At 63.7% G+C, this 26,471-nt stretch carries 27 protein-coding genes; 17 read left to right on the forward strand and 10 right to left on the reverse strand.

Features of this window, described 5'->3' with window-relative positions:
- Positions 1–17 precede the first annotated feature (17 nt).
- Both AC6H0W_RS14040 and AC6H0W_RS14045 read right to left on the reverse strand, forming a co-directional pair.
- Positions 18–572, reverse strand: a complete 555-nt coding sequence (locus AC6H0W_RS14040) for a hypothetical protein (RefSeq protein WP_497577805.1) — start codon at positions 570–572, stop codon at positions 18–20.
- Entirely contained in the window at positions 569–1,168 is a 600-nt protein-coding gene (locus tag AC6H0W_RS14045; RefSeq protein WP_497577806.1) for a GNAT family N-acetyltransferase, read from the reverse strand. The genes AC6H0W_RS14040 and AC6H0W_RS14045 overlap by 4 nt, the downstream gene beginning before the upstream one ends.
- Positions 1,169–1,347: 179 nt before the next feature.
- Here AC6H0W_RS14045 and mobB point away from each other — a divergent pair, with 179 nt between their 5' ends.
- The 6 genes from mobB (at position 1,348) to clpB (ending at position 7,212) form a co-directional block, all read left to right on the forward strand.
- Positions 1,348–1,842 (forward strand): molybdopterin-guanine dinucleotide biosynthesis protein B, encoded by a 495-nt coding sequence (gene mobB, locus AC6H0W_RS14050; RefSeq protein WP_497577807.1) that lies wholly within the window; start codon positions 1,348–1,350, stop codon positions 1,840–1,842.
- Positions 1,839–3,038: a molybdopterin molybdotransferase MoeA gene (locus AC6H0W_RS14055; protein WP_497577808.1), complete on the forward strand. Its 1,200-nt coding sequence runs from the start codon at positions 1,839–1,841 to the stop codon at positions 3,036–3,038. The genes mobB and AC6H0W_RS14055 overlap by 4 nt, the downstream gene beginning before the upstream one ends.
- Positions 3,039–3,066: 28 nt before the next feature.
- Complete coding sequence (gene moaD / locus AC6H0W_RS14060) at positions 3,067–3,321, forward strand: molybdopterin converting factor subunit 1 (RefSeq protein ID WP_497577809.1); 255 nt, start codon at positions 3,067–3,069, stop codon at positions 3,319–3,321.
- Positions 3,322–3,324: 3 nt separating this feature from the next.
- On the forward strand, positions 3,325–3,783 hold the full coding sequence (moaE, locus tag AC6H0W_RS14065; protein ID WP_497577810.1) for a molybdopterin synthase catalytic subunit MoaE: 459 nt from the start codon (positions 3,325–3,327) through the stop codon (positions 3,781–3,783).
- A gap of 31 nt (positions 3,784–3,814) precedes the next feature.
- A complete protein-coding gene (locus tag AC6H0W_RS14070; RefSeq protein ID WP_497577811.1) occupies positions 3,815–4,540 on the forward strand; it encodes a TSUP family transporter in 726 nt (241 codons plus the stop codon).
- A 92-nt stretch (positions 4,541–4,632) separates the two neighbouring features.
- Complete coding sequence (gene clpB / locus AC6H0W_RS14075; RefSeq protein WP_497577812.1) at positions 4,633–7,212, forward strand: ATP-dependent chaperone ClpB; 2,580 nt, start codon at positions 4,633–4,635, stop codon at positions 7,210–7,212.
- A 49-nt stretch (positions 7,213–7,261) separates the two neighbouring features.
- On the opposite strand, the gene AC6H0W_RS14080 is transcribed toward clpB, so the two are convergent.
- Complete coding sequence (locus tag AC6H0W_RS14080; RefSeq protein WP_497577813.1) at positions 7,262–10,534, reverse strand: EAL domain-containing protein; 3,273 nt, start codon at positions 10,532–10,534, stop codon at positions 7,262–7,264.
- A gap of 173 nt (positions 10,535–10,707) precedes the next feature.
- Between AC6H0W_RS14080 and AC6H0W_RS14085 the strand changes: the two genes are divergently transcribed.
- Positions 10,708–12,606 carry a SurA N-terminal domain-containing protein gene (locus AC6H0W_RS14085; RefSeq protein WP_497577814.1) on the forward strand — a complete coding sequence of 633 codons (1,899 nt, stop codon included), beginning with the start codon at positions 10,708–10,710 and terminating at the stop codon, positions 12,604–12,606.
- Between the two features lie 86 nt (positions 12,607–12,692).
- On the opposite strand, the gene AC6H0W_RS14090 is transcribed toward AC6H0W_RS14085, so the two are convergent.
- Positions 12,693–13,484, reverse strand: coding sequence for an enoyl-ACP reductase FabI (locus AC6H0W_RS14090; RefSeq protein ID WP_497577815.1), 792 nt, complete (start codon positions 13,482–13,484; stop codon positions 12,693–12,695).
- Positions 13,485–13,585: 101 nt separating this feature from the next.
- Between AC6H0W_RS14090 and AC6H0W_RS14095 the strand changes: the two genes are divergently transcribed.
- Entirely contained in the window at positions 13,586–15,145 is a 1,560-nt protein-coding gene (locus AC6H0W_RS14095; RefSeq protein ID WP_497577816.1) for a protein adenylyltransferase SelO, read from the forward strand.
- 25 nt (positions 15,146–15,170) lie between these two features.
- On the opposite strand, the gene AC6H0W_RS14100 is transcribed toward AC6H0W_RS14095, so the two are convergent.
- A complete protein-coding gene (locus AC6H0W_RS14100) occupies positions 15,171–15,749 on the reverse strand; it encodes an NnrU family protein (RefSeq protein WP_497577817.1) in 579 nt (192 codons plus the stop codon).
- A gap of 37 nt (positions 15,750–15,786) precedes the next feature.
- Entirely contained in the window at positions 15,787–16,233 is a 447-nt protein-coding gene (smpB, locus tag AC6H0W_RS14105; protein ID WP_497577818.1) for an SsrA-binding protein SmpB, read from the reverse strand.
- A gap of 87 nt (positions 16,234–16,320) precedes the next feature.
- Here smpB and AC6H0W_RS14110 point away from each other — a divergent pair, with 87 nt between their 5' ends.
- Positions 16,321–16,758 carry a type II toxin-antitoxin system RatA family toxin gene (locus tag AC6H0W_RS14110; RefSeq protein WP_497577819.1) on the forward strand — a complete coding sequence of 146 codons (438 nt, stop codon included), beginning with the start codon at positions 16,321–16,323 and terminating at the stop codon, positions 16,756–16,758.
- A gap of 2 nt (positions 16,759–16,760) precedes the next feature.
- Positions 16,761–17,087, forward strand: a complete 327-nt coding sequence (locus AC6H0W_RS14115) for an RnfH family protein (RefSeq protein WP_497577820.1) — start codon at positions 16,761–16,763, stop codon at positions 17,085–17,087.
- 34 nt (positions 17,088–17,121) lie between these two features.
- On the opposite strand, the gene AC6H0W_RS14120 is transcribed toward AC6H0W_RS14115, so the two are convergent.
- Positions 17,122–17,577 carry a DUF4124 domain-containing protein gene (locus AC6H0W_RS14120; RefSeq protein WP_497577821.1) on the reverse strand — a complete coding sequence of 152 codons (456 nt, stop codon included), beginning with the start codon at positions 17,575–17,577 and terminating at the stop codon, positions 17,122–17,124.
- Positions 17,578–17,677: 100 nt separating this feature from the next.
- On the opposite strand from AC6H0W_RS14120, the gene guaB reads away from it, so the two are divergent.
- The 3 genes from guaB to AC6H0W_RS14135 all read left to right on the forward strand — a co-directional run bounded on the left by guaB (position 17,678) and on the right by AC6H0W_RS14135 (position 21,543).
- Positions 17,678–19,138, forward strand: a complete 1,461-nt coding sequence (gene guaB, locus AC6H0W_RS14125; RefSeq protein ID WP_497577822.1) for an IMP dehydrogenase — start codon at positions 17,678–17,680, stop codon at positions 19,136–19,138.
- A gap of 57 nt (positions 19,139–19,195) precedes the next feature.
- Entirely contained in the window at positions 19,196–20,812 is a 1,617-nt protein-coding gene (gene guaA / locus AC6H0W_RS14130) for a glutamine-hydrolyzing GMP synthase (protein WP_497577823.1), read from the forward strand.
- Between the two features lie 233 nt (positions 20,813–21,045).
- A complete protein-coding gene (locus AC6H0W_RS14135) occupies positions 21,046–21,543 on the forward strand; it encodes a hypothetical protein (protein ID WP_497577824.1) in 498 nt (165 codons plus the stop codon).
- Between the two features lie 68 nt (positions 21,544–21,611).
- Here AC6H0W_RS14135 and AC6H0W_RS14140 read toward each other — a convergent pair whose 3' ends face one another.
- Positions 21,612–22,232, reverse strand: a complete 621-nt coding sequence (locus tag AC6H0W_RS14140; protein ID WP_497577825.1) for a malonic semialdehyde reductase — start codon at positions 22,230–22,232, stop codon at positions 21,612–21,614.
- 112 nt (positions 22,233–22,344) lie between these two features.
- Positions 22,345–22,500, reverse strand: coding sequence for a DUF3096 domain-containing protein (locus tag AC6H0W_RS14145; RefSeq protein ID WP_497577826.1), 156 nt, complete (start codon positions 22,498–22,500; stop codon positions 22,345–22,347).
- A 186-nt stretch (positions 22,501–22,686) separates the two neighbouring features.
- Here AC6H0W_RS14145 and AC6H0W_RS14150 point away from each other — a divergent pair, with 186 nt between their 5' ends.
- Genes AC6H0W_RS14150 through AC6H0W_RS14165 form a run of 4 tightly spaced genes read left to right on the forward strand, consistent with a single transcriptional unit; the run spans position 22,687 to position 25,957 of the window.
- Complete coding sequence (locus AC6H0W_RS14150; protein ID WP_497577827.1) at positions 22,687–23,238, forward strand: sn-glycerol-3-phosphate transporter; 552 nt, start codon at positions 22,687–22,689, stop codon at positions 23,236–23,238.
- A 1-nt stretch (position 23,239) separates the two neighbouring features.
- The gene (locus AC6H0W_RS14155) at positions 23,240–24,574 is read left to right on the forward strand and encodes an MFS transporter (RefSeq protein ID WP_497577828.1); all 1,335 of its coding nucleotides are present in this window, start codon (positions 23,240–23,242) and stop codon (positions 24,572–24,574) included.
- Positions 24,575–24,600: 26 nt separating this feature from the next.
- The gene (locus AC6H0W_RS14160) at positions 24,601–25,428 is read left to right on the forward strand and encodes a sterol desaturase family protein (protein ID WP_497577829.1); all 828 of its coding nucleotides are present in this window, start codon (positions 24,601–24,603) and stop codon (positions 25,426–25,428) included.
- A 22-nt stretch (positions 25,429–25,450) separates the two neighbouring features.
- The gene (locus AC6H0W_RS14165) at positions 25,451–25,957 is read left to right on the forward strand and encodes a DUF1499 domain-containing protein (RefSeq protein WP_497577850.1); all 507 of its coding nucleotides are present in this window, start codon (positions 25,451–25,453) and stop codon (positions 25,955–25,957) included.
- Here the strand turns inward: AC6H0W_RS14165 and AC6H0W_RS14170 are convergent.
- Positions 25,954–26,403: a DUF4124 domain-containing protein gene (locus AC6H0W_RS14170; protein ID WP_497577830.1), complete on the reverse strand. Its 450-nt coding sequence runs from the start codon at positions 26,401–26,403 to the stop codon at positions 25,954–25,956. The two genes, AC6H0W_RS14165 and AC6H0W_RS14170, sit on opposite strands and share 4 nt — an antisense overlap.
- Between the last annotated feature and the right edge of the window lie 68 nt (positions 26,404–26,471).

Below are 26,471 nucleotides of genomic sequence, written 5' to 3' on the forward strand. Positions count from 1 at the left end.
GGCAGTCATGATCGGTGTCAATTTTCAAGGCGCAGCCGGATATCCACTTCGCGTTCGACATAAGCCCATTCCGCGCTGTCGCGCAGCCGGGCGAGCAGGGCGTCGAAGCGTGCTTCGTCTTCCGGCGCATATTCGAACCAGGTGAGGAAGTCGAAGGGTGGTTCAGCGTCGGTCAGCAAGTCGCGGCAATGGTGCAGGCGGCGCGCGATGCCGGAGCCGAGTTCGACGCCCAATGCAATGTGCTGCGACTGCGCTTCGAAGATGCTGCGCCGTTCGTCCTGTGTCAGAGCCCACCACGCAGGCGATTTGCGCAGAGGGATCAGTGCCGCGCAGCTCGGCGCGGCCGGCATGGGCAACGCTAGCAAGCCGGCTTTTTCGGCCCGCGTGACATAGCGCTCGTTGCTGACCATGCCGGTCAGACTCCAAGCCCCGCCGTTCGGCTTAACCGCGCTGTTGGAAACGGCCAGCCTGCGTGCGGAAGGGAGCCCGTCGCCGATCACCGCGGTGATGCGTTCGATGCGCCATTCACCGGCGTTGCCGGCGCTGAAGGTGTAGGCGCGTGAGTGGGTCATGGCAGATCCTCGTCTCGAGCAAGCCAGTGGTCGCGCTGCATGGCATACAGCACATGTCGGCGCAGCGGGCTCCCGGCGGGAACCTGCGGGTGGTCGAATTCGCCGCGCGGGGTCATCCCGAGGCGTTGCATCACGGCCTGCGAGCGCAGGTTGGGCAGTGCGGTGAACGACACGATTTCACTCAGTTCCAGCGTTTCGAAGCCCACTGCCAGTGCTCCGCGCGCCGCCTCGATGGCGTAGCCGCAGCCCCAATGCGTCGGTGCCAGCCGCCAGCCGATCTCGACGCACGGTGAGCAGGGCAGCTCTACCGCCGGTACGTGCAATCCGACGAAGCCGATGAAGCGAGCACCGTCCAGCACCTCGACCGCCCATAGCCCCCAGCCACGCTCGCGGATCAGCCCACGGATGCGGCGTGCCATGGCGCGGCTCTCCGGTGGGCGCATCAGCTCGGGGAAGAACTCCATCACGCGCGGGTCGGCATTGAGTGCCGCGAAGGGCGCGACATCGCTCGCACGCCACTGGCGCAGCCGCAGGCGCGGCGTGTCGAATTCGATCAGGCGCGGTGCTTCGGCGGCACGGGGTGGGGTGGGTGTCATGGGGCCGGTGGGCGTGCTGTTTGCGGTGAAGATATCCCCGGTGACGCCCCGGCGCCAGTTCGGCGCACCTGCCGGAGGCGCCGAGTGAACCGCATGCTGCCCCCGGCCACCCCCTTTCAGCAATCGGGGCGGGGGCTTGTTGTATCCTTGCAGCCTTCGTTTGCGCAGAAACAAACCCCATGATCGTGTTCGGCATCGCAGGCTGGTCCGGCTCCGGCAAGACCACCTTGATCGAAAAGCTCATTCCCCAGTTCACCGCCCGCGATCTGCGTGTTTCGGTCATCAAGCATGCGCATCACGGCTTCGATCTGGACCGGCCGGGCAAGGATTCGTGGCGCCACCGCGAGGCCGGTGCGGCGCGCGTGCTGATGCTGTCGAGCGATCGCTGGGTGCTGATGAACGAATCGCGCGGCGCGCCCGAGCCGGGGCTGGACGAGCAACTGCGCCTGCTCGAGCCGAGTGACGTGGTGCTGGTCGAAGGCTTCAAGGCTGCGCCGGTGCCGAAGATCGAGGTGTGGCGCGAGGGGCATGGCAAAAGCCCGATCTGGCCCGAAAACCCCAACGTGGTGGCGGTGGCCACCTCGGACCCGCTGGATTGCCCGCATCCGGTGCTGCCGCTGGACGACGCGGCAGCGATTGCGAAATTCATACTGGAGCATCCGTCCCGACGATGAAATCCGATCTTCTCTCCTTTGACGACGCGCTGGCGGCATTGCTCGGCTACGCGCGACCGGTCACCGAAATCGAGATGGCCGACCTTAACGCCGCGCGTGGCCGCGTGCTGGCCAGCGACATGCACTCGGCCATTTCCATGCCCGACATGGACATGTCGGCAATGGACGGCTACGCCATGCGCGCCGCCGAAATCAAACCGGGCGTGAAGCTGCGCATGTCGCAGCGCATTCCGGCCGGTAGTGTCGGCCATGCGCTGGAGGCTGGCACGGTGGCGCGCATCTTCACCGGCGCGCCGCTGCCGCCGGGTGCCGATGCGGTGGTGATGCAGGAGTTGTGCGAGGTCGATGGCGACATGATCACCATCGACCACACGCCGCGTGTGGGCGAATTCGTGCGCCGTGCCGGCAGTGAAGTGGAGAAGGGCTCGGTGGTGCTGCAGGCCGGCACGCGCATCGGCCCGGCGGCGCTGGGTGTGGCGGCTTCGGTCGGCATCGCGCAGTTGCCGGTGCTGCGGCGCGTGAAGGTGGCGCTGTTCTCGACCGGCTCCGAGCTGGTCATGCCGGGCGAAGAGCTGCCGCCGGGCGGCGTCTACAATTCCAATCGTTATCAGTTGCGCGCATTGCTCGAGCAGATCGGCTGCGAGGTGACGGATCTGGGCATCGTGCCCGACGTGTTCGAAGATACCCGCAAGGCCCTGCGCGATGCCTCCGAGGGGCATGACCTGATTCTCACCAGCGGCGGCGTTTCGGTTGGCGAAGAGGATCACGTCAAACCCGCGGTGGAGTCGGAAGGTTCGCTCGACCTGTGGAAGATCGCCATGAAGCCAGGCAAGCCGCTGGCCTACGGCAAGGTGCGCACCGCGGCTTTCATCGGCCTGCCGGGCAACCCGGTGTCGAGCTTCGTCACCTTCCTGCTGATGGTGCGGCCCTTCCTGCTGGCCACGCAGGGCGCGCAACAGTCCATGCCGCGTGCGCTGAGCCTGCCGGCGGCCTTTGACTGGCCCAAGCCCGACCGTCGCCGCGAGTTTTTGCGCGGGCGCATCGGCCCGGACGGCGTGGAGTTGCACGCCAATCAGAACTCCGCTGCGCTGGCTTCAACGGTGTGGGCCGAAGGCCTGATCGATGTGCCGCCGGGCACGGCCATCGCCCGTGGCGAAATGGTGCGTTACCTGCCGTATGGCGACCTGTTGTACTGAAGTTGTTCAAGCCTGTACCGAGAAGAACATGACCGTGAAGATTCTGTATTTTGCCGCGCTGCGCGATTCACTCGATTGCGGCGAAGAGACCCTGGCCCTGCCCGAGGGCGTCGCCACGCTGGGGGACTTGCGTGCTCATCTGGCTGGCCGTGGAGAGCAATGGGCGCCGTTGGCGGCCACCCGGAACGTGCGCATGGCACGCAACCAGCGCATGGTCAAGGCCGACGAGCCGCTGGTCGACGGCGACGAGGTCGCCTTCTTTCCGCCGGTGACGGGGGGCTGAGCCATGTCCGTGAGCGTGCAGCAGGAAGACTTCGACATCGCCACCGAGATCGCGGCGCTCACGCGCGGCCGTCATCAGGTGGGGGCGCTGGCCACCTTCACCGGCCTGGTGCGTGACATGAACGACGGCTCGGGCGTGCAGGCCATGACGCTGGAGCACTACCCCGGCATGACCGAGACCGCGCTTGAGGAAATCGTCGAGCAGGCGCGCGGGCGCTGGGATGTGGACGGCATCCGCGTGATCCACCGTTTCGGCCGACTGATGCCGGGCGACCAGATCGTTTTCGTGGCCGTGACCAGTGCCCACCGCGGTGAATCCTTCGCCGCCTGCGAGTTCATCATGGATTTCCTCAAGACCCGCGCGCCGTTCTGGAAGCGCGAAGAAACGCCGCAGGGCGCGCGCTGGGTGGATGCGCGCGATTCCGACGATTCCGCGGCCGAGCGCTGGGAGCAGGAAAAGTAATCTCCGCTCAATCCCTCGACATGGCGCGGCCATGATCGAGCTCGATCTGGCGCACTGGGCGCTCGCCATCGTTGTCGTGTTCATCGGCAGCGCGATTCAGGGTGTCATCGGCTTCGGCGTCGGCCTGTTCAGCGCGCCACTGCTGTTCGTGATTCATCCCGCGCTGGTGCCGGCTCCGCTGATCATCGTCGGCGGGATCCTGCCGCTGCTGCTATGGCGTGCCAATGCGCGAGCAGTGGTGTCACGCGACCTTGCGTTTGCCTTGCCGGCCGGCATGGTCGGCGTTCTCGCGGCCTACCTGCTAGCGGGGTTGATGACGGCCGCGACCTGGCAGTGGCTGTTCGGTTTGACCATCATTCTCGCGGTGCTAGTCAGCGTCATGCGACTCGACATCCAGCCCACGCCGACGGCGATCAGTGTGGGCAGCTTCTTCTCCGGCTGCATGGGCACCGTCTCGGGGGTCGGTGGTCCGCCCCTGGGTGTGGTCTTTCAGCATGCCGAGCCGGCGCGCGTGCGCGGCACCTTGTCGGCCTTCTTCGTACCGATGAGCCTGGTGACGCTGGTGGCGTTGTATTTTCTTGATCGTCTTGGCTGGCGCGAGGTGTGGCTGGCGGTGTCCATGCTGCCGGCCGTGTTCGGCGGCTTCTGGCTGGCACGCCGCTACGGCGCACATGTGCCGCACCGGGCGTACCGGTTTTTCGTGTTGGGAACGGCGTTGGTTGCCGGGGTGTATTCGGTGGTACGCGGCCTGCTTTGAACGGCTGTGGATAAGTCCGCTGCCGGGTGCTTGAATTCGGCGTGGCGAACTCCATGTTGGGTTCATCCCGAATACATCATGAGGACCCGGCCATGCGGTTCGACAAACTCACAACCCGCTTTCAGCAAGCCATCGGCGAAGCGCAAAGCCTTGCCAACGGCAACGACCAGCAATTCATCGAGCCGCAGCACCTGCTGGCGGCCATGCTCGATGAGGAGGGTGGCGGCACGGCTTCGCTGCTGCAGCGCGCCGGTGTCAATGTGCCGCCGCTCAAGAGCGCCTTGCGTGCTGCCATTGACCGTCTGCCCAAGGTAGAGGGGCACGATGGTGACGTGCAGCCCGGGCGTGACCTGATCCGCCTGTTCAACCTCACCGACAAAGAGGCGCAGAAGCGCGGCGACCAGTTCATTGCCGGCGAGATGTTCCTGCTGGCGCTGGCGGACGACAAGGGCGAAGCCTCGCGCCTGCTCAAAGAGCACGGCCTGACCCGCAAGGCGCTGGAAGCGGCCATCGAGGCCGTGCGCGGCGGTAGCTCGGTCGACAGTGCCGAGGCCGAAGGCCAGCGCGAGGCACTCTCCAAATACTGTCTGGACCTGACCGAGCGCGCCCGCCTGGGCAAGCTCGACCCGGTGATCGGGCGTGACGACGAAATCCGCCGCGCCATCCAGATCCTGCAGCGCCGCACCAAGAACAACCCGGTATTGATCGGCGAGCCCGGCGTGGGCAAGACCGCCATTGTCGAGGGCTTGGCGCAGCGCATCGTCGATGGTGAGGTGCCGGAGACGCTCAAGGGCAAGCAGGTGATGTCGCTCGACATGGCTGCGCTGCTGGCCGGTGCCAAGTACCGCGGCGAGTTCGAAGAGCGCCTGAAGGCGGTGCTGAAGGACATCGCCAAGGATGAAGGGCGCATCATCCTGTTCATCGACGAGATCCACACCATGGTCGGCGCGGGCAAGGCCGAAGGCGCCATGGACGCCGGCAACATGCTCAAACCCGCGCTGGCGCGTGGCGAGCTGCACTGCATCGGCGCGACCACGCTGGACGAGTACCGCAAGTACATCGAAAAGGACGCCGCGCTTGAGCGCCGCTTCCAGAAAGTGCAGGTGGATGAGCCGTCGGTGGAGGCCACCATCGCCATCCTGCGCGGGCTGCAGGAGAAGTACGAAATCCACCATGGCGTGGACATCACCGACCCGGCGATTGTCGCCGCGGCGGAGCTTTCCCACCGCTACATCACTGACCGCTTCCTGCCGGACAAGGCCATCGATCTGATCGATGAGGCTGGCGCACGCATCAAGATGGAGATCGACTCCAAGCCGGAGGTGATGGACCGACTCGACCGCCGCCGCATCCAGCTCAAGATCGAGCGTGAGGCGGTGAAGAAGGAGAAGGATGAAGCCTCGAAGCGGCGCTTCGAGCTCATCGAAGAGGAAATCGCCAAGCTCGACCGCGAATACAACGACCTCGAAGAGGTGTGGAAATCCGAGAAGGCCAAGGTGGCCGGTTCGGCTCACGTCAAGGAAGAGATCGACCGCGTGAAGGCCGAGATGGCCGATTTGCAGCGCAAGGGCGAGCTCGGCAAGGTGGCCGAGCTGCAGTACGGCAAGCTGCCGCAGCTCGAAGCCCAGCTTAAGGCGGCCGAAGCTGCGGGCACTGAAGCCTCGCCCAACAAGTTGCTGCGCACCCAGGTGGGCGCCGAGGAAATCGCCGAGGTCGTGTCGCGCGCCACCGGCATTCCGGTCAGCAAGATGATGCAGGGCGAGCGCGAGAAGCTGCTGCACATGGAAGAGCGCCTGCATTCGCGCGTGGTCGGGCAGGACGAGGCCGTGCGTCTGGTGTCCGACGCCATCCGCCGTTCGCGCGCAGGGCTGTCAGACGAGAACAAGCCCTACGGCTCCTTCCTGTTCCTGGGCCCTACAGGCGTGGGCAAGACCGAGCTGTGCAAGACGCTGGCCGAGTTCCTATTCGATTCGGAAGAGCACATCATCCGCATCGACATGAGCGAATTCATGGAGAAGCACTCGGTCGCGCGGCTGATCGGCGCGCCGCCGGGCTATGTCGGCTATGAGGAAGGCGGTTACCTGACCGAGCAGGTGCGTCGCAAGCCGTACAGCGTGATCCTGTTCGACGAGGTCGAAAAGGCTCACCCGGACGTTTTCAACGTGCTGCTGCAGGTGCTCGACGATGGCCGCATGACCGACGGGCAGGGGCGCACGGTGGACTTCAAGAACACCGTGATCGTGATGACCAGCAACCTCGGCAGCCAGATGATCCAGGCGATGTCGGGCGACGACTACCAGGTCATCAAACTGGCGGTGATGGCGGAGGTGAAGACCTTCTTCCGGCCGGAGTTCATCAACCGTATCGACGAGGTGGTGGTGTTCCACGCGCTCGACGAGAAGAACATCGCCCACATCGCGCGCATCCAGTTGCAGTACCTGGAAAAGCGGCTGGCGCGCCTGGAGATGTCGATGGAGGTCACCGACGCGGCGCTGGCCGAAATCGCGGACGCCGGTTTCGACCCGGTGTTCGGGGCGCGGCCGCTCAAGCGGGCGATTCAGGATCGCATCGAAAACCCGTTGGCCAAGGCCATTCTGGAAGGTCAGTTCGGCGCCAAAGACCGCATTCGGGTCGATGCCGCCGAGCACAAGCTGGTGTTCGCCAAGGCCTGATCGGCGCCATCGCGCAACAAAAAGCCCGGAGAGTTCTCCGGGCTTTTTTTCATGCTTCGGCGTCGGCCGCCAGGAAGCGTTCGAGCTCGTCGAGCGGCAACGGGCGGCTGTACAGATAGCCTTGCATCAGGCGGCAGCCGCGCGCGAAAAGATAGGCCTTCTGCGAGGCGTTCTCGATGCCCTCGGCCACCACTTCGAGTTTGAGCGCCCGCGCCATCGACAGCGTGGCGTTGGCAATGGCGGCGTTGTCCAGATCGGTGGGCAGATGCTGCACGAAGGACCGATCGAGCTTGAGCCGGGTGATCGGCAGACGATGCAGGCGGGCGAGGCTGGAGTACCCCGTGCCGAAATCATCCAGCGCCAGCGTCATGCCCAGCGCACGCAGTTGGTTGAGGCGGTCCACCAACTCGTCACCCGCGCTCATGATGGCCGTTTCGGTGATCTCGAGTTCGATGTTGAGTGGGTTGGCGCCGGTGCGCGCGAGAATCTGCTCGGCCCGCGCGACGAACTCGGGGTGGTTGAACTGGATGGCCGAGATGTTCACGGCCACCAGCAGCGATTCATTCGCCGTGCTTTGCCAACGGCGTTGCAGCACGCACGCCTGTTCCAGCACCCACTCACCGATCTGCAGGATGGTGCCGGTATCTTCTGCCACCGGAATGAAGCGGTCGGGCGGGATCATGCCGCCGAGCTCCGGCGAGTTCCAGCGCAGCAGTGCTTCGACGCCTACGAAGTGCTCAGCCACGGCGTCGTACTGCGGCTGGTAATGCAGGCTCAGCTCATCGCGTTCGATAGCACGCCGCAAACCGTTTTCGATGGTCAGGCGCTCCAGCGCGCGCGCGTTCATCGACTCGATGAAGTGCCGGAAGGTGCCGCGGCCGGCGTTCTTGGCGCCATACATGGCGGTGTCGGCGTGTTTGAGCAGCGTCTCGACGTCTTCGCCGTCTTCGGGGAAGAAGGCGATGCCGATGCTGATGGCCGGCTGCATGACATGCCCGCCGATCTCGACCGGCTCGGTCAGGCCATCGAGCATCTTCTGCGCGACCAAGGCGGCATCTTCGCGGTGCGCCAGACGCGGCAGCAGCGTCACGAACTCATCCCCACCCAGGCGCGCCAGCAAGTCTTCCTCGCGCAGGCAATGGGTGAGGCGGTTGGCGACGATTTTCAGCAGCGCGTCGCCGGCGTTGTGGCCGAGCGAGTCGTTCACCGTCTTGAAGTGGTCAAGATCGAGAAACAGCACCGCAAGTGAATCACCGTGGCGGCGCGCCATCTGCAATGCCGTGGCTGCGCGCAGTGACCACAGCATGCGGTTGGGCAGCCCGGTGAGCGCGTCGTAATGCGCCAGCTGTTGAATGTCGGCTGCGGCCTTGCGCGCGCTGGAAACGTCTTGCGCCGTGCCGACGATGCGTTCTTCCGGCAGCCCGCGGTTCTCGATGTTGATGACGAACTGCAAGGTGACGTCGTGCGCGCCTTCGGGGTGGCAGTCGAGCGTGATGCTTTCGCTGCTGTCGCGCAGGGCCATCACGGCACGATCGAGTGGCGGGCGGTCGCTGGCGTCGACGGCGTTGAGCAGATCCTCGTAGCTCAGGGTAGGGGTCAGAGGGAGAGGGAGAAGTTCGTGCAGCCCCTCCGAACAATGCAGTTCGCCGCTGTGGGTGTATAGCTCCCAGCTGCCGAGGCGGGCAATCTGCTGCGCGCGGCTGAGTGCGCTGCGCTGCGCACGCAGGGTGTCGCTGGCCATGGCCAATTCGCGTGTGCGCAGCTCCACCAGCCGTTCGACGCGTCGTGCGTGGCCTGATGTCATCAGCAGAAAGGCCGCCAGCACGCCGGCCGTGAGAATGCCGGTGACGATGGCGAACCACGGCGTCAGCGTGCGCATGTTCTGCGCGTAGCCGTGTTCGGCCTGCAGGTCGAGCCTCCAGTTGCGTTCGCCGAACTTCAGCTCATAACTGCGTGCAAGGGGGCTGCGCAACCAGTTGCTGTTCTCGCATCCATCTGGCCCGGACAGGCGGGTGTTGCCGGCGGCTGCGGCGGTATCGATAAGGCACAGGGCAATGCGCCGCTGCGGCAGATCGCCGATTGTCGCCGCCAGCGCGTCGTCCATGCGGAACACCATGCTCACCATGCCCACGAGTTGTGCATCGACGCTGGAGACGGGGCGGTGCACCGCCAGATAGACGACCACGCCACGCTGCGCGTCACGTTCCTGCGTAAGCGTGATGGGGGCCGTGGCCACCGGGTGACGGCCGTGGATGCTGCCATCAATGGCCGAAGAGGAGTGCGGAATCGACAGGGGGTCGAGGCCGAGCACCCCGAGATTGCGGGCCAGTGGCTCGACGAACAGTATCGGCAGGTATTGCGCACGCGGAGCTGAAACTGCTGTGCGCGACCGTTTTGAATCGTCCCGTTCGAGGATGTTGAAATCGGGGAAGCCTTCAGCGCGCGCGGCGTCTTCAAACGGCCCCCGATCGGCGTTTCGCGTAAGCGGGTTCCAGCTGAAATTGAGCGTGCCGGGGTGGCGTTCGAGCAGCGGCTCGGTAAAGGAATAAAAATCCGAGCGAGTGATGTGGGTGCTCAGCGCGGTGAAGCGCTGTAACGCCACCAGAGCGTCGGTCTGAGCGGCCAGACGCTTCTCGATGAGAATGGCGACGTTTTCGGCATCACGTTCGAACTGTGTTTCGATGCGCAAGGTTTCCGCGCGCTGCAGTCGGTCGAACACCAGGGCCGTCAACACCGCGATGAGCACCAGTGGCAGTGTCACGGCGAGGCGTCGCGGCCGCCACAGATCCTTGGGATATGCCAGAAAAACGAACATCAACGGCAGTGCAATGAGCGCACCCAGCGTGTCGCCCAGCCACCACATGCCCCAGGTGGGAAACACTTCGCTCGCGTCGATCACGCCGGCGAACAGCAGCATCGGTGTGGATATGCTGGTGTTGATGAGGCTGCTCAGCGGAGCGACGACGAACAGCAGTCGCAAAATGCTGCGCGGCGAATCCAGGGGGTTCGGGAAGTCGATGAGGCGCCGGGCCAGCCAGGCGCCGGCGAGTGCTTGCACGACTGCGCCGAAGCCGCTGATGAATATGCCGATACCGGGTTCGCCGCCGACATAGTGGGTGGCGATGCAATTGGTGACGAGCGCCCCCACAAACACGCCGGGCCAGATGCGGTAGCCGAAGAGCAGAATGGCGCCGAGTGCTATGCCCGCCGGCGGAAATACCGGTGATACATAGTCTTCGGGTACGAGAAGCTGAAGTGAAAGCCAGCCGACGAGAGCATAGAGGGCGCCGATTCCGAGCTGGGTGCGTAGTGTCGCGAGCATGCGCGATTATAGGCGTTGCAGCGCAGCCAGATCGAGTCAAACCGCATGGATTGAATGCACTTGGTGGCTCGTTGTCGCAGGGGATGCGATAATGCTTCGCTTTGGCGTTTCGGCCCCGTCATGCGGGGCGTATCGAAACGGATTCCTGCGCCCGTTCAGTCCGGAAAACATCGATGTTCGACTTTGTCCGCAACAACAAACGCCTCGCTCAGATCGTCCTCGCCATTCTCGTGGTGCCCTTGGCGCTGTTCGGTATGGATGCCTACTTCAGCGACGGCCCCGGCGGTCAGGAGGTCGCGCGTGTCGGCGATTACCGCATCAACACCGTAGAGTTCGACAACGCCTTGCGTGCGCGCCAGGACCGCATGCGTCAAGCCAGCGGCGGTCAGGTCGACTCCGCACTGTTCAACACCCGTGAGTTCCGCGCTGCGGTGCTGGAGAATCTGATCAACGATCGCGCGCTGGATCTGTTCATAGCCGAGAACGGCATCAGCGTACCGGCCCAGCAACTGCAGGAAATGATCCTGGCCGAGTCAGCCTTTCAGGTGGATGGCCGCTTCTCGCGTGAGCGCTACGAACAGTTGTTGGCCGCTCAGGGCATGAGCCCGGCCATGTTCGAGCGCAGCGTGGCGCAGGATCTGCGCACCGATCAGGTGGTGCAGGGCGTTGGCCGTTCGGCGTTTGCAGGCCGTGCCGTCGTCAAGGGCTTGGTTGATCTTCAGCTTGAAGAGCGCGAGCTCAGCGAGCTTTCGTTTCCGCGCGAGCGCTATGAAAGTGAAGTCAGCATCTCCGACGAAGCCGTCGAGAATTTCTATCAGGAGAACACCGCCGCTTTCCAGCGTCCGCAGCGCCTGAAGGCCGAATACTTGGTGCTGAACGCCGAAGCCGTCGGCCGCGACATCAAGGTCGACGACGAACGTGTGCGTGCCTTCTACGAGGGCAATGCCGAGCGTTTCGGCGTGCCGGAAGAGCGCCGCGCGCGTCATATCCTGATTCGCGTGTCACCCTCGGCCACCGACGAGGAAGTTGCAGAGGCCGAGAAGCGCGCCAACGCCATCCTCGCCGAAGTGCGTGCCAAGCCGGACAGCTTCGCCGCGGTTGCCAAGCGCGACTCGCAGGATCCGGGCTCTGCCCGCACCGGCGGCGACTTGGGCTTCTTCGCACCGGGCGCCATGGTCGCGGAGTTCGACGACGTGGTATTCAAGGGTGAAGTGGGCCACATCAACGATGTCGTACGCACAGATTTCGGCTTCCACATCATTGAAGTGACTGAGATCAAAGCCTCGTCCCTGCGCCCCCTGGCGGAAGTGCGTGACGAGATCGTCGACGAGTTGCGCGGGCAAGAGGTGGCGCGCCGCATGCCGGTATTGGCCGAGCAGTTCGCCAACGCCGTGTATGAGCAGCCCGACAGTCTTGCTCCGGCGGCGGAAGCGCTGGGTCTCACGGTGCAGCGCACCGACTGGATCTCGCGCGAGAACGCCGAGGTGGGCGGCTTCAACGATGCCCGTCTGATCGATGCTCTGTTCGATCCGGAAACCCGCGCCAGCGGCGAAAACGTCGAGGCGGTCGAGGTGGAGCGGGGCGTCATGGTGGCCGCGCGCGTATCTGAGTTCGAAGACGCTACCCAGCTGCCGCTCGAAGAGGTCAGTAAAGGCATTGCAGCGCGCCTGCGTGCTGAAGAAGCTGCGCGCATCGCGCAACAACGTGGCGAGGAGGCCCTGGCCAAGTTGCGCGCGGGTGAGCAAGTGTCTGGCACTTGGGGCGAGCAGTACGCCGAGCAGCGTGGGGCACCGAGTCTGCCGCCGCCCGCCGCGCGTGCGGTATTTGCTGCGGATACCAGCAGTTTGCCGGCCTACGTGGGCTCGCAGATGCCGGATGGCGGTTATGTGGTGTTCCGCATCGAGAGCGCCGGCAAGCTCGAGATTGCCGACGACGCACCGGAAGTGCAGGCGCTGGCGCAGCAATACGACGGCCTCGTGGCCGAACAGGAATTCGGCGCCTTCGTTCGTGCCCTGCGCGACAAGTACGGCGTCGAGATCAACGAGAGCCTGCTCACCGCTGAGCAGAATTGACGCGGCCGGCTTCTCGTCAGCCAACAAAAAGCCCGGCAATTGCCGGGCTTTTTTTTTGCACGCAGCCGAGGCCGCACGCGGGGGCGTCAGCTTTGGTCGGCGTTGCCCAGTGCGGTGGTGTTGAAGCCACCGTCGACGTACATCACTTCACCGGTGATGCCGCTGGCCAGATCCGAACAGAGGAAGGCGGCTGCGTTGCCGACTTCTTCGATGGTGACGTTGCGGCGCAATGGGGCATTGCGCTCGTTGAACGACAGCAGCTTGCCGAAGCTGCCGATGCCGGATGCGGCGAGCGTCTTGATCGGACCGGCCGAGATGCCGTTGACACGCGTGCCCTCGGGGCCCAGGGTGACCGACATGTAGCGCACCGCCGACTCAAGGCTGGCCTTGGCCAGACCCATGATGTTGTAGTTGGGCATGGTGCGCACCGCGCCGAGGTACGACAGGGTGAGCAGCGAGCCGTTACGGCCTTTCATCAGCGGGCGAGCCGCCTTGGCAAGCAACGGGAAGCTGGCAGCGCTGATCTCTTGCGAGACGCGGAAGGCTTCGCGGCTGAAGCCGTCGAGGAAATCGCCCTCGAGCGCATCGGTGGGCGCGTAGGCGATGGAGTGCACCAGCCCGTCGAGCCCGCCCCAGGCTTGCTCGATGCCCGAGAACAGCGCAGCGATTTCTTCGTCGCTCTGAACATCGAGGGGGAAAATCAAAGTGCTGTCAAAATCGGCGGCCAGTTTGGCTACGCGATCCTTGAAGCGCTCGTTCTGGAAGGTGAAGGCGAGTTCGGCGCCTTCGCGATGCATTGCTTTAGCGATGCCGTAGGCGATCGAGCGATTGCTCAACAGGCCCGTGATGAGAATGCGTTTGCCGACGAGAAAGCCCATTGTCCGCATGGCTCCTTGGTTACGATCGGCGGATTATAGCCGAACCCCGGCAGCCGGCTGCGTGTCGCATGCTGTTGTACAACGAATGAACAGGATTGGATATGGATGGATTGAGTTTCGATAACCGTTTCGTACAGGAGCTGCCGGGCGATTCGCTGGACGCGCCGGGCGTGCGCCAAGTGTTCGGCGCGTGTTGGTCGAGCATGTTGCCCACGCCCGTGGCGGCACCGCGCACGTTGGCGGTCTCGCGCGAAGTGGCGGGGCTGCTTGGTCTGTCCGACGCGGTACTCGAGAGCTCCGAATTTGCACAGGTGTTCGGTGGCAACGCCCTGCTTGAGGGTATGCGCCCATATGCCGCGTGCTATGGCGGTCATCAGTTCGGCAATTGGGCCGGGCAGTTGGGTGACGGACGTGCCATCACCTTGGGCGAAACGGTGAATGCGAGCGGGCAGCGCTGGGAGCTGCAGCTCAAGGGCGCCGGCCCGACGCCGTATTCGCGCAGTGCTGACGGCCGCGCCGTATTGCGCTCATCGATTCGCGAATTCCTGTGCAGCGAGGCCATGCATCATCTGGGCGTGCCGACCACGCGTGCGTTGAGTCTGGTGGGCACGGGCGAGAGCGTCGTGCGTGACATGTTCTATGACGGAAATCCGCGAGCCGAGCCGGGCGCCGTCGTGTGCCGCGTTGCGCCGTCGTTCATCCGCTTCGGCAACTTCGAGATCTTCGCCGCGCGTGGCGAGGTGGAGATTCTCGAGAGGCTCGTCGATTTCACGATTGCGCGTGATTACCCGTGGATCGAGGGTGAGCCCGCCGAGCGCCGCCGCAAGTGGTTCGTCGAAGTGTGCGAGCGCACCGCGGTGATGATTGCACACTGGATGCGCGTGGGCTTCGTGCATGGCGTAATGAACACCGACAACATGTCGATCCTCGGCCTGACCATCGATTACGGCCCGTACGGCTGGACCGACAACTATGACCTGAACTGGACGCCGAATACCACCGATGCCGGCGGGCGGCGCTACCGCTTCGGCGCCCAGCCGCAAATCGGTCACTGGAATCTTGTGCGCCTGGCCAATGCGCTGCATCCGCTGATGCAGGAGGTCGAGCCGCTGCAACATGGTCTGACGCGCTACGCCGAAGTGTTCGAGGCTGAAAACGATCGGATGTGGGCCGCGAAGCTGGGCCTGTCGCAATTGATCGAAGGCGATCGTGCGGCCATCGAGCGGCTGCAGGGGCTGCTCTCGCGTGCCGAAATCGACATGACGCTCTTCTTTCGCGATCTTGCGCAGCTTGACCTCGAGGCGCCGTCGCTCGATGTGGTGGGCGAGGCTTTCTACACGGATGAAGGGCGCGCTCGCCATGGCGAAGCGCTCGGCGCCTGGCTGGCCGGCTATGCCGCGCGTGCGCTGCAGGACGGGGCGCCGCGCGAGGAGCGCATTGCCCGCATGCATTCCGCCAACCCGCGCTTTGTACTGCGTAACTACCTCGCTCAGGAGGCTATCGACGCTGCAGAGGCGGGCGATCTGTCGGGTGTGGAGGAGTTGCTGGACGTGATGCGTCGGCCCTACGACGAGCAGCCGGGCCGAGATCGCTTTGCTGCCAAGCGCCCGGATTGGGCGCGGCAGAAAGCCGGATGTTCGATGCTGAGTTGCAGTTCGTAGGTTGAAGCCGCGGCTGTGCTTGCCGTCAGCCGAACGGGCGCACGCCGAACAGCACGCCATGCAGATGCATGGCGAACACGAACCAGGTGGCGATGCCGATCAATGCGGCGAAGATGTCGCGTGAGCAGCGCCCTTCGGGGTGCTGCGTGCCGGCGTTGCGGTCACGCCGGCGCGAAGCCGAAAAGCTCAGTGCCGCCCAGATCAGGAAACTGCCGAACAGCACCACATCGGCAAGCGTGCCGTTGGCCAGCAGGTGCGCCAGCGCCCATAGCTTGGTGCCGGCCAGCATGGGGTGGCCGATGCGTGCGCGCATCACGCTGCCCCGCACATAGGTGGCCGCCAGCAGAATGAAGGCCGGCAAGGTCAGCAGCGCCGCGAGGTGGCGCGTCCAGACGGGCGGCGTCCACAGGTGGATGGGGTTCATGTGCGCGTCGCTGAAGCCCAGCACGATCAGAATCAGGCCGGTGAGCGAGGCACCGGCGAACACCAGCTTCCAGTTGGATTCGCCGATGCGCGCGACGGCGCGCTCACGCATTTCCGGTGCCATCAGCCGCACCGAGTGAAAACTGAAAAAAAGCCACAGGCCGGCGATCAACAGAAGCATGTGAGGTTTCCTCCGCGGATTCAGTGGTATGCGGGCATCACGCCTTGATGCGCATCAGGCGACCTTTCTCGCGCTCCCAGTCGCGTTTCTTTTCGTCTTCGCGCTTGTCGAACTGCTTCTTGCCTTTGGCCAGCCCGACGGTGGCCTTGATGCGGCCTTTGGAGTAATGCAGGTCGAGCGGCACCAGTGCATAGCCGGCGCGTTCTACCTTGCCGATCAGCGTGGCGATCTCGCGGGCGTGCAGCAAGAGCTTGCGCGTGCGCGTTGGGTCGGCATGGACGTGAGTCGAAGCGCTGGAGAGCGGCGTGATGTGCATGCCGAGCATGAAGATTTCCTGCCCGCGAATGACGACGTAAGCCTCTTTGATGTTGGCCCGGCCAGCGCGGATACCCTTCACCTCCCAGCCTTCCAGGACCATGCCGGCTTCGTACTTCTCTTCGATGAAGTATTCGTGAAAGGCCTTGCGGTTGTCGATGATGCTCATGGGTGCTTTCGTTGGTGGGCGCGGGTGGCCGGATGCTTGCGGTAGAATCGGTAATCTTATCAGTTCGCCGCTCAGACCGCCCCGCACATGGCCGAAGTCAGCAAGTCAGTACTCGTCGAATTCACGCCCGCCCAGATGTTCGCCTTGGTGGATCGCTGTGAGGACTACCCCAAGTTCCTGCCCTGGTGTGGCGGTGCCGAGGTGCTCGAACGCACCGAGGAGCACACCGTGGCCACCATTCACGTCAATTACCACGGCATTCGCACGCACTTCACCACGCGCAACACCAAGCACCACCCGGATGAAATGCATTTGCGGCTGGAGGAAGGGCCGTTCCGTCATCTGGATGGCGGCTGGTATTTCCGGCCGCTGGGCGACACCGCGTGCAAGGTCGAATTCAGGCTGCAATACGAATTCGAGCACAAGCTGCTGGAGAAGGCGCTCGGGCCGGTCTTCAATCACATCGCCAACACCTTCGTTGATTCGTTCGTGAAGCGTGCTGGGCAGGTGTACACCAAGGGGTGAAGATGAGCGAAGTGATCAACGTCGAAGTAAGTTACGCCCTGCCGCATCGCCATGAGCTTGTGAAGCTGGTGCTGCCTGCAGGGGCGACGGTGGAGGAGGCCGTAAAGGCCTCGGGCTTGCTGACGAAGTACCCGGATATCGATCTGGATGGCGCCAACAAGGTCGGCGTGTATGCAAAGCTCTCGAAGCTTGATGCCGAGCTGCGCGATCGCGACCGCGTCGAGATCTATCGCCCGCTCATCGCCGACCCGAAGGCCGTGCGCAAGAAGCGGGCGGAAGAGGGCAAGGCCACCAAGAAAGGCGGCGGCGACGTCGAAGCCGCCGCCTGAGGTCGCTCAGGAGGGTGTGGCGAGCAGCGGGGGCTCAGTCGCTGCAGTTGTCGCGCAGCGTGGCGCGAGTGCGCTCGATGGTTTGCATGCGCGCCTTGTCATCCAGAAATTCGCGCTCGCCTTTCTCATTGAAGCGCGCAACGCGCTGACCACTTTCCAAGGCCGCAAGGTAATTGCGCGTTTCCTGGCAGGCGCGGGCGCGGTTTTCTTCCTGCTCGCGCGTGCGCTCGGCGATGGCTTCGCGCTCGGCCTGGCTGACCATCGAGGCATCATCGGTGGGCTGCGCGATGGGGGGTTGCGGTGTCGGCGGCGTGCCGCCTTCCGACCGTGCAGTGGAGACGTTGCCGCGCACAACCGTGGCATTGACGCCCGGCGGGGGCTGGTCGCCATACACCAGACGGCCACTGCCATCACGCCATTGGTACACCTGCGCGTGGGCCGAGGCAGCCAGTAAAGCGCCGATCAATGCTGCATAACAGAGTTTGCGCATCCGAATCTCCGGTAATCGTCCTGAATTCTGCCTGTCGAGTGGCTTACATCTTGGCAAGCCCGATCTGTATAATAGGGTTTTGGCCGAAAGGAAAAAAGCCATGCGCGTCATCCAGAAGGCGCTGACGTTCGATGACGTCCTTCTAGTTCCTGCCCACTCCGATGTCTTGCCTCGCGATGTCAGCCTTGCGACCAAGCTCACGAGAAACATCCAGTTGAACATCCCGCTGGTTTCAGCGGCGATGGACACCGTTACCGAATCCCGTCTGGCCATTGCGCTCGCGCAGGAAGGCGGCATCGGCATCATTCACAAGAACCTCCCGACCAAAGGTCAGGCGGCTGAGGTCGCCCGCGTGAAACGCCACGAGAGCGGCGTGCTGAAAGACCCCATCTGCATTCCGCCGACAATGAGCGTGCGCGATGTGGTGGCGCTTACCCGTCAGCACAAGTTCTCGGGCCTGCCGGTGGTCGAGGGCAAGCGCGTGGTCGGTATCGTCACCAACCGTGACCTGCGCTTCGAGACCAATCTCGATCAGCCGGTGTCGCAGATCATGACGCCGGCAGACCGCATGGTCACGGTGAAGGAAGGCGGCAGCCTCGACGAAGCCCGTCACCTGATGCACAAGCACCGCCTTGAGCGCGTGCTGGTCATCAACGACGACTGGGAGCTGCGTGGCCTGATCACCGTCAAGGACATGCTCAAGTCCACCGAGCACCCCTTCGCGGCCAAGGATGAGCTGGGTCGCCTGCGTGTAGGTGCTGCCATCGGCGTGGGGGCTGGCACGGAAGAGCGTGCCGAAGCGCTGGTCGAGGCCGGTGTCGACGTCATCATCGTCGATACCGCGCACGGCCATGCTCAGGGCGTGCTCGATCGCGTGCGTTGGGTGAAAAAGACCTTCCCGCACGTCGAAGTCATTGGCGGCAACATCGCCACGGCCGCCGCGGCCCTGGCGCTGGTGGATTCCGGTGCAGACGGCGTCAAGGTCGGCATTGGCCCGGGTTCGATCTGCACCACGCGCATCATTGCCGGTGTGGGCATGCCCCAGGTCACGGCCATCGACAACGTCTCGTCGGCGTTGGCCGGCACGGGCGTGCCGATGATCGCCGACGGCGGCATCCGTTACTCGGGTGACATTGCCAAGGCCATCGCCTCGGGCGCCAACGCCGTCATGCTCGGCGGCCTGTTTGCCGGTACGGAAGAGGCTCCGGGTGAAACGGTGCTGTTCCAGGGGCGTTCGTACAAGTCCTACCGTGGCATGGGTTCGCTCGGCGCAATGCAGCAGGGTGCGGCCGACCGCTACTTCCAGGATGCTTCGAGCAACGCCGACAAGCTGGTGCCGGAAGGCATCGAAGGCCGAGTGCCGTACAAGGGCCCGGTTTCGGCGGTGATCCATCAGCTTGCCGGTGGTTTGCGTGCCTCCATGGGTTACGTGGGCTGCAAGGACATCGAAGAAATGCGCTCACGCGCCGAATTCGTGGAGATCACCACGGCCGGCGTGCGCGAGTCGCATGTGCACGATGTGCAGATCACCAAGGAAGCGCCGAACTACCACGTCGATTGAGTTCGGCCAGCTCCATCCAGGCGGCTTCGGCCGCCTTTCTTCTTTTCGAGTACCCGCATGTCCCACCAGAAAATCCTCATCCTCGACTTCGGCTCCCAGGTCACCCAGCTCATCGCACGCCGTGTGCGTGAAGCCCACGTCTATTGCGAAGTGCATCCGTGCGATGTGACGAGCGACTGGGTGCGCGAATTTGCAGCCGACGGCAATCTCAAGGGCATCATCCTGTCGGGCAGCCATGCCAGCGTGTATGAGGTCGATGATCGCGCACCGGACGTGGTGTTCGAGCTGGGCCTGCCGGTGCTGGGCATTTGCTACGGCATGCAGACCATGGCGCAGCAACTCGGCGGCAAGGTCGAAGGCAGCCATTCGCGTGAATTCGGCTACGCCGAAGTGCGCGCGCGCGGTCACACCGAATTGCTGCAAGGCATCGAAGATTTCAGCACGCGTGAAGGCCACGGCATGCTGAAGGTGTGGATGAGCCACGGCGACAAAGTCACCGAACTGCCGCCGGGCTTCAAACTCATGGCCAGCACCGACTCGTGCCCCATCGCCGGCATGGCCGACGAAACGCGCCGTTTCTATGGCGTGCAGTTCCACCCCGAGGTCACGCACACGGTGCAGGGCCGCGCGCTGATCAATCGCTTCGTGCTCGACATCTGCGCCGTGAAGCCCGACTGGATCATGGGCAACTACATCGACGAAGCGGTGGCCAGCATCCGTGAGCAGGTCGGCGATGAGGAGGTCATTCTCGGTCTGTCGGGTGGCGTTGATTCGTCCGTGGCAGCGGCGCTGATTCACCGCGCCATCGGCGACCAGCTCACCTGCGTGTTCGTCGATCACGGCCTGCTGCGCAAGGACGAGGGCAAGATGGTCATCGACATGTTCGCGGGCAAGCTGCACGCCAACATCGTCGCCGTGAATGCCGCCGATCAGTTTCTTGGCCACCTCAAGGGCGTGAGTGACCCGGAGCAGAAGCGCAAGATCATCGGCCGCGAGTTCGTCGAGGTGTTCAAGGCTGAAGCTGCCAAGCTCAAGGCTGGCGGCAAGGGCCACAAGGGTGCGACCTTCCTTGCGCAAGGCACTATCTATCCGGATGTGATCGAATCCGGTGGCGCCAAGAGCAAGAAGGCGGTCACCATCAAGAGCCACCACAACGTCGGCGGCCTGCCCGAGCAACTCGGCCTGAAGTTGCTCGAGCCGTTGCGCGATCTCTTCAAGGACGAAGTGCGCGAACTCGGCGTGGCCCTCGGCCTGCCGCCCGAGATGGTGTATCGCCACCCGTTCCCCGGCCCCGGCCTGGGTGTTCGCATTCTCGGCGAAGTGAAGAAGGAATACGCCGATCTGCTGCGCGAGGCCGACGCCATCTTCATCGAAGAGCTGCGCAATTTCACCGACAACGCCAGCGGCAAGACCTGGTATGACCTCACCAGTCAGGCTTTCACGGTGTTCCTGCCGGTCAAGAGCGTCGGCGTGATGGGCGACGGCCGCACCTACGACTACGTCGTCGCGCTGCGCGCCGTGCAGACCAGCGACTTCATGACGGCCGACTGGGCCGAGCTGCCCTACGCGCTGTTGAAAAAGGTCTCCGGCCGCATCATCAACGAAGTACGCGGCATCAACCGCGTCACCTACGACGTTAGCAGCAAGCCGCCGGCAACCATCGAGTGGGAATGAGATAACTCCTTGCAGACCCGTTGCCCGCTGTGCGGGCGGCGGGCGCTACCATGCATGGGATGTTCTGTAGCAGAAGGAGCGTTCCCATGCGTGACTCTCTAGTCGAGTGCTCTCATCCAGTAAAGCGGTCGCGGCTCGTGACCTGCGTTTGCAGTCTTTCATTTTTGTTTGCGCTCGGAGCGTGCGCGTCCGAAACCCCGGAGCCGAGCGCCCACGTTGAAGAAAATGCCGCCGTGCCCGAGCAGCGCAACCCTGCGGAGGAAGCTACGGTCTCAAGCGACGCGGCCACTCAGGCAGTGTCCGCGCATGCTTTGACTCTGGTGGGCCTCGGCGATTTGCGGATTGGCGAGGCGATCCCCGAAGGCAGCCGCTGGGCCGAGCGCGGGGCGCAGGCGAGCGATGAGTGCCGCACCGTCACTTCGCCGGAGTACCCCGGTGCTTACGCCATCGTGATCGACGATACCGTGCAGCGCATTACGCTCGGGCAGCGTTCGGATTTGACGCTGGATGGCCTGGGGGTCGGCGCCGCCGAAGAGGCCGTGCGAGAGCGATTCCCGGCGCTGACCGAAGGCCTGCACAAGTACGAGTCCCCTCCCGCCAAATACCTGACTTCTGCAGACGCTTCGGAAGCCCGCTCGGCAATGCGTTTCGAGATCGGCAGCGAAGGGACGGTGAAGCTCATTCACGTCGGCCGCATGCCGGTGTTGGCATATGTGGAAGGTTGCGCATAGTCAGGTGCGCTGATGCTTTCTCAATGCCCGCCCCGCGTTGCGCTCAGCGACCTCGCGGGGCGGGTGTTTCAAAGAAAGCGTGTGGCGAACTGCGCATCCAGTCGCGGCCCGCGCGGATGATTGCCAGTGGGGTCGCCGTAGCCGAGATTAATGAGGAAATTGACTTTCCATTTGCCATCAGGGAAGAACTCGGCATTCACCGCGGCATTGTCAAAGCCGCTCATGGCGCCGCAGTCGAGGCCGAGCAGGCGTGCCGCGACGATCAGATAGGCGCCTTGCAGGCTACTGTTGCGCAGGGCGGTGACGTCAGCCAGGGCCGGGTCGTTCTCGAACATGGCGCGCGCGTCATAGCTCGGGAACTGCGTGGGCAATTGATCGAAGAAGCGGGTGTCCTGCGCCACGATGACGGTTACCGGTGCCTTTGCAGTCTTGTCACGGTTGCTTTTCGACAAGGCCGGCAGCAAGCGTGCCTTGGCTTCCGGGGTGCGAATGAAAACGAAGCGCGCCGGCTGACCGTTCATTGACGTCGGTCCCCATTTGACAATGTCGTACAGACGCAGCAGCAGCGCGTCAGGCACGGGTTGATCGCTGAACGCATTGAATGTGCGGGCCTCGACAAAGGCACGGGCGAGGGCGGCTTGATCGACGTCGGGAGAGATACCGGAGGCGTTGGGAGAGGCGCTGGGCATGCTGATCCTTGCTGAGTTGGGAGGCGGCAAAAATGAAATGGGCCGCAGCCCATTTCAATTGCTTCGAGACCGTCGGCGATGAGTTCGCATCTGCGGCCTGAGTGAGGAGGCGTCAGCGGATGTTTACGCTGCCGATGCCGAGCAGACCCATGACGCCGATGACGATCAGGTACAGCGCCACGATGTAGTTGAGCAGACGCGGAATCAACAGAATGAGAAGGCCCGCGATGAGGGAGATGAGCGGCGCGAGGCTGATGGTGAGGTTCATGACAAAGCTCCCGTTGGTGGTGTGTGGTAATTGATATGCTGATTGTGCGGAGGCCGATTAGGTGGGTCAATCGGTAAGCAAGTGATAGTCAGCCGAACTTTCCAGACGGCGGATATTCAGTGGTTCGGGGGCCGATAAGCCCAGCCGTATCAGGGCCTCGGCAGGATGACGATAAGGAGAATAACGATGAACCGTATCCACGTGTGCGCTGTGTTGCTGGCGCTGTGTTCGCTGCCAGTGCAGGCGTCAGGCGTATTCTTGCCTGGCGACAGCCTGCTGATTCAGACATCTGTCTGGACGCGTCATTACAACCCGGACCCGGAACATAACAATACCCAGGAGTTGATCAACCTCGAGTGGCAGGCGCCCGACACACATCGTTTCGATTGGCAGCACGACAGTGCGGCCGTGGCACGCATGCCGTGGCTGCGCAATGTGAATTGGGTGGTGGGAGGTGCGACGTTCCGTAATTCGTACTCGCAGCGTAGCACCTACCTTTATGCTGGCGGCCGCTACGACTTCTACGAATCCGACCATACGCGCGCCTATGCCAAAGTCACTGCCGGCCTGCTGCACGGCTATCGCGGGGAGTATCGCGACAAGATTCCCCTTAACCATCTGGGCGTTGCGCCCGCCATTTTGCCGGCTGTAGGCGTGCAGTACCGGCGCCTGAACGTTGAGATGATTCCGTTCGGAGCCGCAGGGGTCATGGTCAACGTCGGCTTCTATTTGAACTGACATGCCTGAGCCGCCAGTGTCGCCTGCCCATCCGCAATGGATGGAGAGCTTATATGAGCGTCTCGCCGAAGATGATGAAGGCCGGGTGTGCAAGGCGATCAGCGATGAAGCCTGTCGCGAATCGCCGGGCAACTTCTTTCGTACTTTGCTGGCGAATGCGCTTTCGAATGTTTCCGACCGCATCGCCAGCGCCAAGACTACCTTGCCGTGGATTCTCGTCGCGGTCGGCGCGCCGGCGTGGTGTCTGAGTTTGCTGGTGCCGATTCGCGAGTCCGGCTCCATGCTGCCGCAAATGTTCATCGGTGCTTCCGTACGGGCGATGCCGGTGCGCAAATGGGTGTGGGCGTTGGGCGGCGTCGTGCAGGCGCTTTCGCTGGTGGCGATGGGCTTGGCTGCGTTGTTTCTGCAAGGTCTGGCAGCGGGGCTGGCCATCATCGGCTTGCTGATGTTGTTCAGCCTGGCGCGCGGCGCCTGTTCCGTGGCGTACAAGGATGTTCTCGGCAAGACCATTCCGAAAACGCGCCGAGGTCGGCTCTCGGGCTGGATCAGTGCTGCGTCCGGGCTGGTTGTGATGGCGACTGGCGCGGCGATGGCACTCGTGCCGGAAGGGGGCGGGGCGAGCCTGTATGCCGGCTTGTTGTTTGCCGGAGCGGGTTTGTGGATTGCGGCTGCGGCCGTGTATGCGCGTATCGTCGAGTACGCCGGAGCCACCGGCGGCGGCGCCAACGGCTTCACCGAAGCCATCGGCCGACTGGCTTTGCTGCGAGACGATGCGCCGTTTCGACGCTTCGTGATCGCGCGGGCGCTGGCCATGGGGTCGGGCCTGGCGGCGCCATTCTATGTCGCTCTGGCGCGAGATGACTTGGGGGGCGCAGCAATGCTGCTGGGCATCTTCATCGCCGTTGAAGGGCTGGCCGGCCTGCTCAGCTCCCCGTTCTGGGGGCGTTGGGCGGATGCGTCGAGCCGTGTGGTGTTTGCTGCGGCGTGTGCGATGGCGGGCGGGCTTTCGGTGCTGGTGGCGGTGTGGTCATGGGCTGATATGCCGGCGTCTGCTGCCCAATGGTTCTACCCGCTGGCGTTTTTCGGCCTCGGCGTTGCGCATGCGGGTGTGCGGCTGGGCCGCAAGACTTATCTCGTGGACATGGCCGAGGGCAATCTGCGCACGGACTACGTGGCGGTGAGCAATACGGTGATTGGCTTCCTGCTGTTGCTGACGGGTCTGGCCGGGGCACTGGCGGCAGCATTTTCGGTCGAAGCGGCCATTGCACTGCTCGGCCTGGCGGGTTTGGCCGGCTCGGCAGTGAGTTTGCGCCTGAAGGAAGTGTCAGGCGCCTGATCCTTTCAAATGCCGGTTGGAGCACGATGTCGTTTGACTCCGCACTTTCAACTTCCGAGCCGCTGATTCGCTTGGGCTTCTTTTTCGGCGTGTTCGCCGTGATGGCTGGCTGGGAGACGCTTGCTCCGCGCCGTGTGTTGCATGTGGCACGCCGGTTGCGCTGGGGCTCTAACCTTGGGCTGGTCGTGCTCAATACGCTGGTGCTGCGCCTGCTGTTTCCGGCAGCGGCGGTTGGCATGGCCGCGTTTTGCGCGGCGAACGGCTGGGGGCTGCTGAATCAGCTTGCCTTGCCGGCGTGGCTGGCCATCATTCTGGCGGTGGTGGTACTGGATTTCTCGATCTGGCTGCAGCATGTGGTCTTTCACGCGGTACCCGTGCTGTGGCGCTTGCACCGGGTGCATCACGCCGACCTGGACATCGACGTGACCACCGGCACACGCTTCCATACGCTCGAGATCGTGTTGTCGATGCTGATCAAGTTCGCGGTGATCTTCATCTTGGGGCCGCCGGTGGTCGCCGTCGTGATCTTCGAAGTGCTGCTCAACGCCACGTCCATGTTCAATCACGCCAATGTCCGTTTGTCGTGCCGGCTCGACCGTGTCCTGCGCCGCTTCGTCGTGACGCCCGACATGCATCGCGTGCATCACTCCGTGCATGCCTGTGAAACCAACTCCAATTACGGTTTCAACCTGCCGTGGTGGGATCGCATTTTCGGCACCTATCGGGCGCAGCCCATGGATGGTCACGAAGGCATGTGCATTGGTCTTGCGGAACTGCGCGACCCGAAGCTTGCCGACCGCTTATCGGCGATGCTCGTGATGCCTTTTCGGCCGGCCGGCAAGCGCGATGATTAAAGGAGGTAAGCCCGTGAGTGGAATGTGGTGGTTGGGTGGGGCGCTGGCTTTGCCGGTGGTGGTGTTGGCGGGGTACTGGCTGCACGCCGGCCTGACGCATCCGGTGATCAACGATATCGTGACGGATACGGCGCAGCCGCTGGAGTTTTGCGGCCCGGCCAGACCGGCGCCGTATGCCGGCGATGAGTTCGCCCGCGAGCAACGCGCTGCCTATCCCGATGTCGCGCCGTTAATGCTCGCGGCCGCCCCCGAGCAGGTTTTTACTTTGGTGAAAGAGCTGGTGGGCGAACGTGGCTGGAAGGTGTTGGCGGTGGACGAGGCTGAAATGCGCATTGAGGTCACGGCGCAGAGCCTGATTTTCCGCTTCACGGACGACATTGCGATTGGCGTTTCCGCCGGTGAGGGGCAAGCGCGCGTAGACATGCGCTCACGCTCGCGTGTGGGGCGCAGCGACCTGGGCGTGAACGCCAAACGCATTCGGGCCTTTCTGACAGACCTTGCGCAACGAATCGAGCCTGCCGGAGTCTAGCGAACGATGACGGTCGGCCCGCGATCAGGCTCGCGCATGCCGCAGGCGGCGTAGGCGGCAACCCGCTTCTGCTCGGTGTCGTAGGCGCGGGTGTTGGCGCTGATTTCGTATGAGCGCATGGCCTGCTTGCAGTTGAACGAGTCGGTCTGGGCGGCGCGCAGGTCGGATTCGGTACGCCCGGTGTCCTGGCGGGCAAGTGCGTTGCTGAGCTGCGTTTGCAGGCGCTGCACTTCTGCCCGCAGGGCGTCGATTTCGCGCTGCATCGCCGATTCTCGGGCGTTCATCGAAACGGTCGAGTTCGGTCCCAGGTCGACGCGTGTGGCGTCGTCTGCGCAAGGCGTCTGTGAATACACCGTGCGGCCATCTACATCGCAGCGATACACCTGGGCGCCGGCCGTCAGCGGAAGCAGCAAGGCCAGCGCGACGAGAAGTTGGATGTGTTTCATGCGGACCTCCGTGTGAGGAATGATAGTCCAGCCCATGGCAGCGGATATCGCTGGATGGCGTGCGCCGT

This window comes from Pseudazoarcus sp. NS20 (genome assembly GCF_059703745.1).

What these genes read in the sequence shown, in the direction of transcription:
- AC6H0W_RS14040 (WP_497577805.1), bottom strand. Translation starts at nt 572, where the DNA reads ATGACCCACTCACGCGCCTACACCTTCAGCGCCGGCAACGCCGGTGAA.
- AC6H0W_RS14045 (WP_497577806.1), bottom strand. Translation starts at nt 1,168, where the DNA reads ATGACACCCACCCCACCCCGTGCCGCCGAAGCACCGCGCCTGATCGAA.
- mobB (WP_497577807.1), top strand. Translation starts at nt 1,348, where the DNA reads ATGATCGTGTTCGGCATCGCAGGCTGGTCCGGCTCCGGCAAGACCACC.
- AC6H0W_RS14055 (WP_497577808.1), top strand. Translation starts at nt 1,839, where the DNA reads ATGAAATCCGATCTTCTCTCCTTTGACGACGCGCTGGCGGCATTGCTC.
- moaD (WP_497577809.1), top strand. Translation starts at nt 3,067, where the DNA reads ATGACCGTGAAGATTCTGTATTTTGCCGCGCTGCGCGATTCACTCGAT.
- moaE (WP_497577810.1), top strand. Translation starts at nt 3,325, where the DNA reads ATGTCCGTGAGCGTGCAGCAGGAAGACTTCGACATCGCCACCGAGATC.
- AC6H0W_RS14070 (WP_497577811.1), top strand. Translation starts at nt 3,815, where the DNA reads ATGATCGAGCTCGATCTGGCGCACTGGGCGCTCGCCATCGTTGTCGTG.
- clpB (WP_497577812.1), top strand. Translation starts at nt 4,633, where the DNA reads ATGCGGTTCGACAAACTCACAACCCGCTTTCAGCAAGCCATCGGCGAA.
- AC6H0W_RS14080 (WP_497577813.1), bottom strand. Translation starts at nt 10,534, where the DNA reads ATGCTCGCGACACTACGCACCCAGCTCGGAATCGGCGCCCTCTATGCT.
- AC6H0W_RS14085 (WP_497577814.1), top strand. Translation starts at nt 10,708, where the DNA reads ATGTTCGACTTTGTCCGCAACAACAAACGCCTCGCTCAGATCGTCCTC.
- AC6H0W_RS14090 (WP_497577815.1), bottom strand. Translation starts at nt 13,484, where the DNA reads ATGGGCTTTCTCGTCGGCAAACGCATTCTCATCACGGGCCTGTTGAGC.
- AC6H0W_RS14095 (WP_497577816.1), top strand. Translation starts at nt 13,586, where the DNA reads ATGGATGGATTGAGTTTCGATAACCGTTTCGTACAGGAGCTGCCGGGC.
- AC6H0W_RS14100 (WP_497577817.1), bottom strand. Translation starts at nt 15,749, where the DNA reads ATGCTTCTGTTGATCGCCGGCCTGTGGCTTTTTTTCAGTTTTCACTCG.
- smpB (WP_497577818.1), bottom strand. Translation starts at nt 16,233, where the DNA reads ATGAGCATCATCGACAACCGCAAGGCCTTTCACGAATACTTCATCGAA.
- AC6H0W_RS14110 (WP_497577819.1), top strand. Translation starts at nt 16,321, where the DNA reads ATGGCCGAAGTCAGCAAGTCAGTACTCGTCGAATTCACGCCCGCCCAG.
- AC6H0W_RS14115 (WP_497577820.1), top strand. Translation starts at nt 16,761, where the DNA reads ATGAGCGAAGTGATCAACGTCGAAGTAAGTTACGCCCTGCCGCATCGC.
- AC6H0W_RS14120 (WP_497577821.1), bottom strand. Translation starts at nt 17,577, where the DNA reads ATGCGCAAACTCTGTTATGCAGCATTGATCGGCGCTTTACTGGCTGCC.
- guaB (WP_497577822.1), top strand. Translation starts at nt 17,678, where the DNA reads ATGCGCGTCATCCAGAAGGCGCTGACGTTCGATGACGTCCTTCTAGTT.
- guaA (WP_497577823.1), top strand. Translation starts at nt 19,196, where the DNA reads ATGTCCCACCAGAAAATCCTCATCCTCGACTTCGGCTCCCAGGTCACC.
- AC6H0W_RS14140 (WP_497577825.1), bottom strand. Translation starts at nt 22,232, where the DNA reads ATGCCCAGCGCCTCTCCCAACGCCTCCGGTATCTCTCCCGACGTCGAT.
- AC6H0W_RS14145 (WP_497577826.1), bottom strand. Translation starts at nt 22,500, where the DNA reads ATGAACCTCACCATCAGCCTCGCGCCGCTCATCTCCCTCATCGCGGGC.
- AC6H0W_RS14150 (WP_497577827.1), top strand. Translation starts at nt 22,687, where the DNA reads ATGAACCGTATCCACGTGTGCGCTGTGTTGCTGGCGCTGTGTTCGCTG.
- AC6H0W_RS14155 (WP_497577828.1), top strand. Translation starts at nt 23,240, where the DNA reads ATGCCTGAGCCGCCAGTGTCGCCTGCCCATCCGCAATGGATGGAGAGC.
- AC6H0W_RS14160 (WP_497577829.1), top strand. Translation starts at nt 24,601, where the DNA reads ATGTCGTTTGACTCCGCACTTTCAACTTCCGAGCCGCTGATTCGCTTG.
- AC6H0W_RS14165 (WP_497577850.1), top strand. Translation starts at nt 25,451, where the DNA reads ATGTGGTGGTTGGGTGGGGCGCTGGCTTTGCCGGTGGTGGTGTTGGCG.
- AC6H0W_RS14170 (WP_497577830.1), bottom strand. Translation starts at nt 26,403, where the DNA reads ATGAAACACATCCAACTTCTCGTCGCGCTGGCCTTGCTGCTTCCGCTG.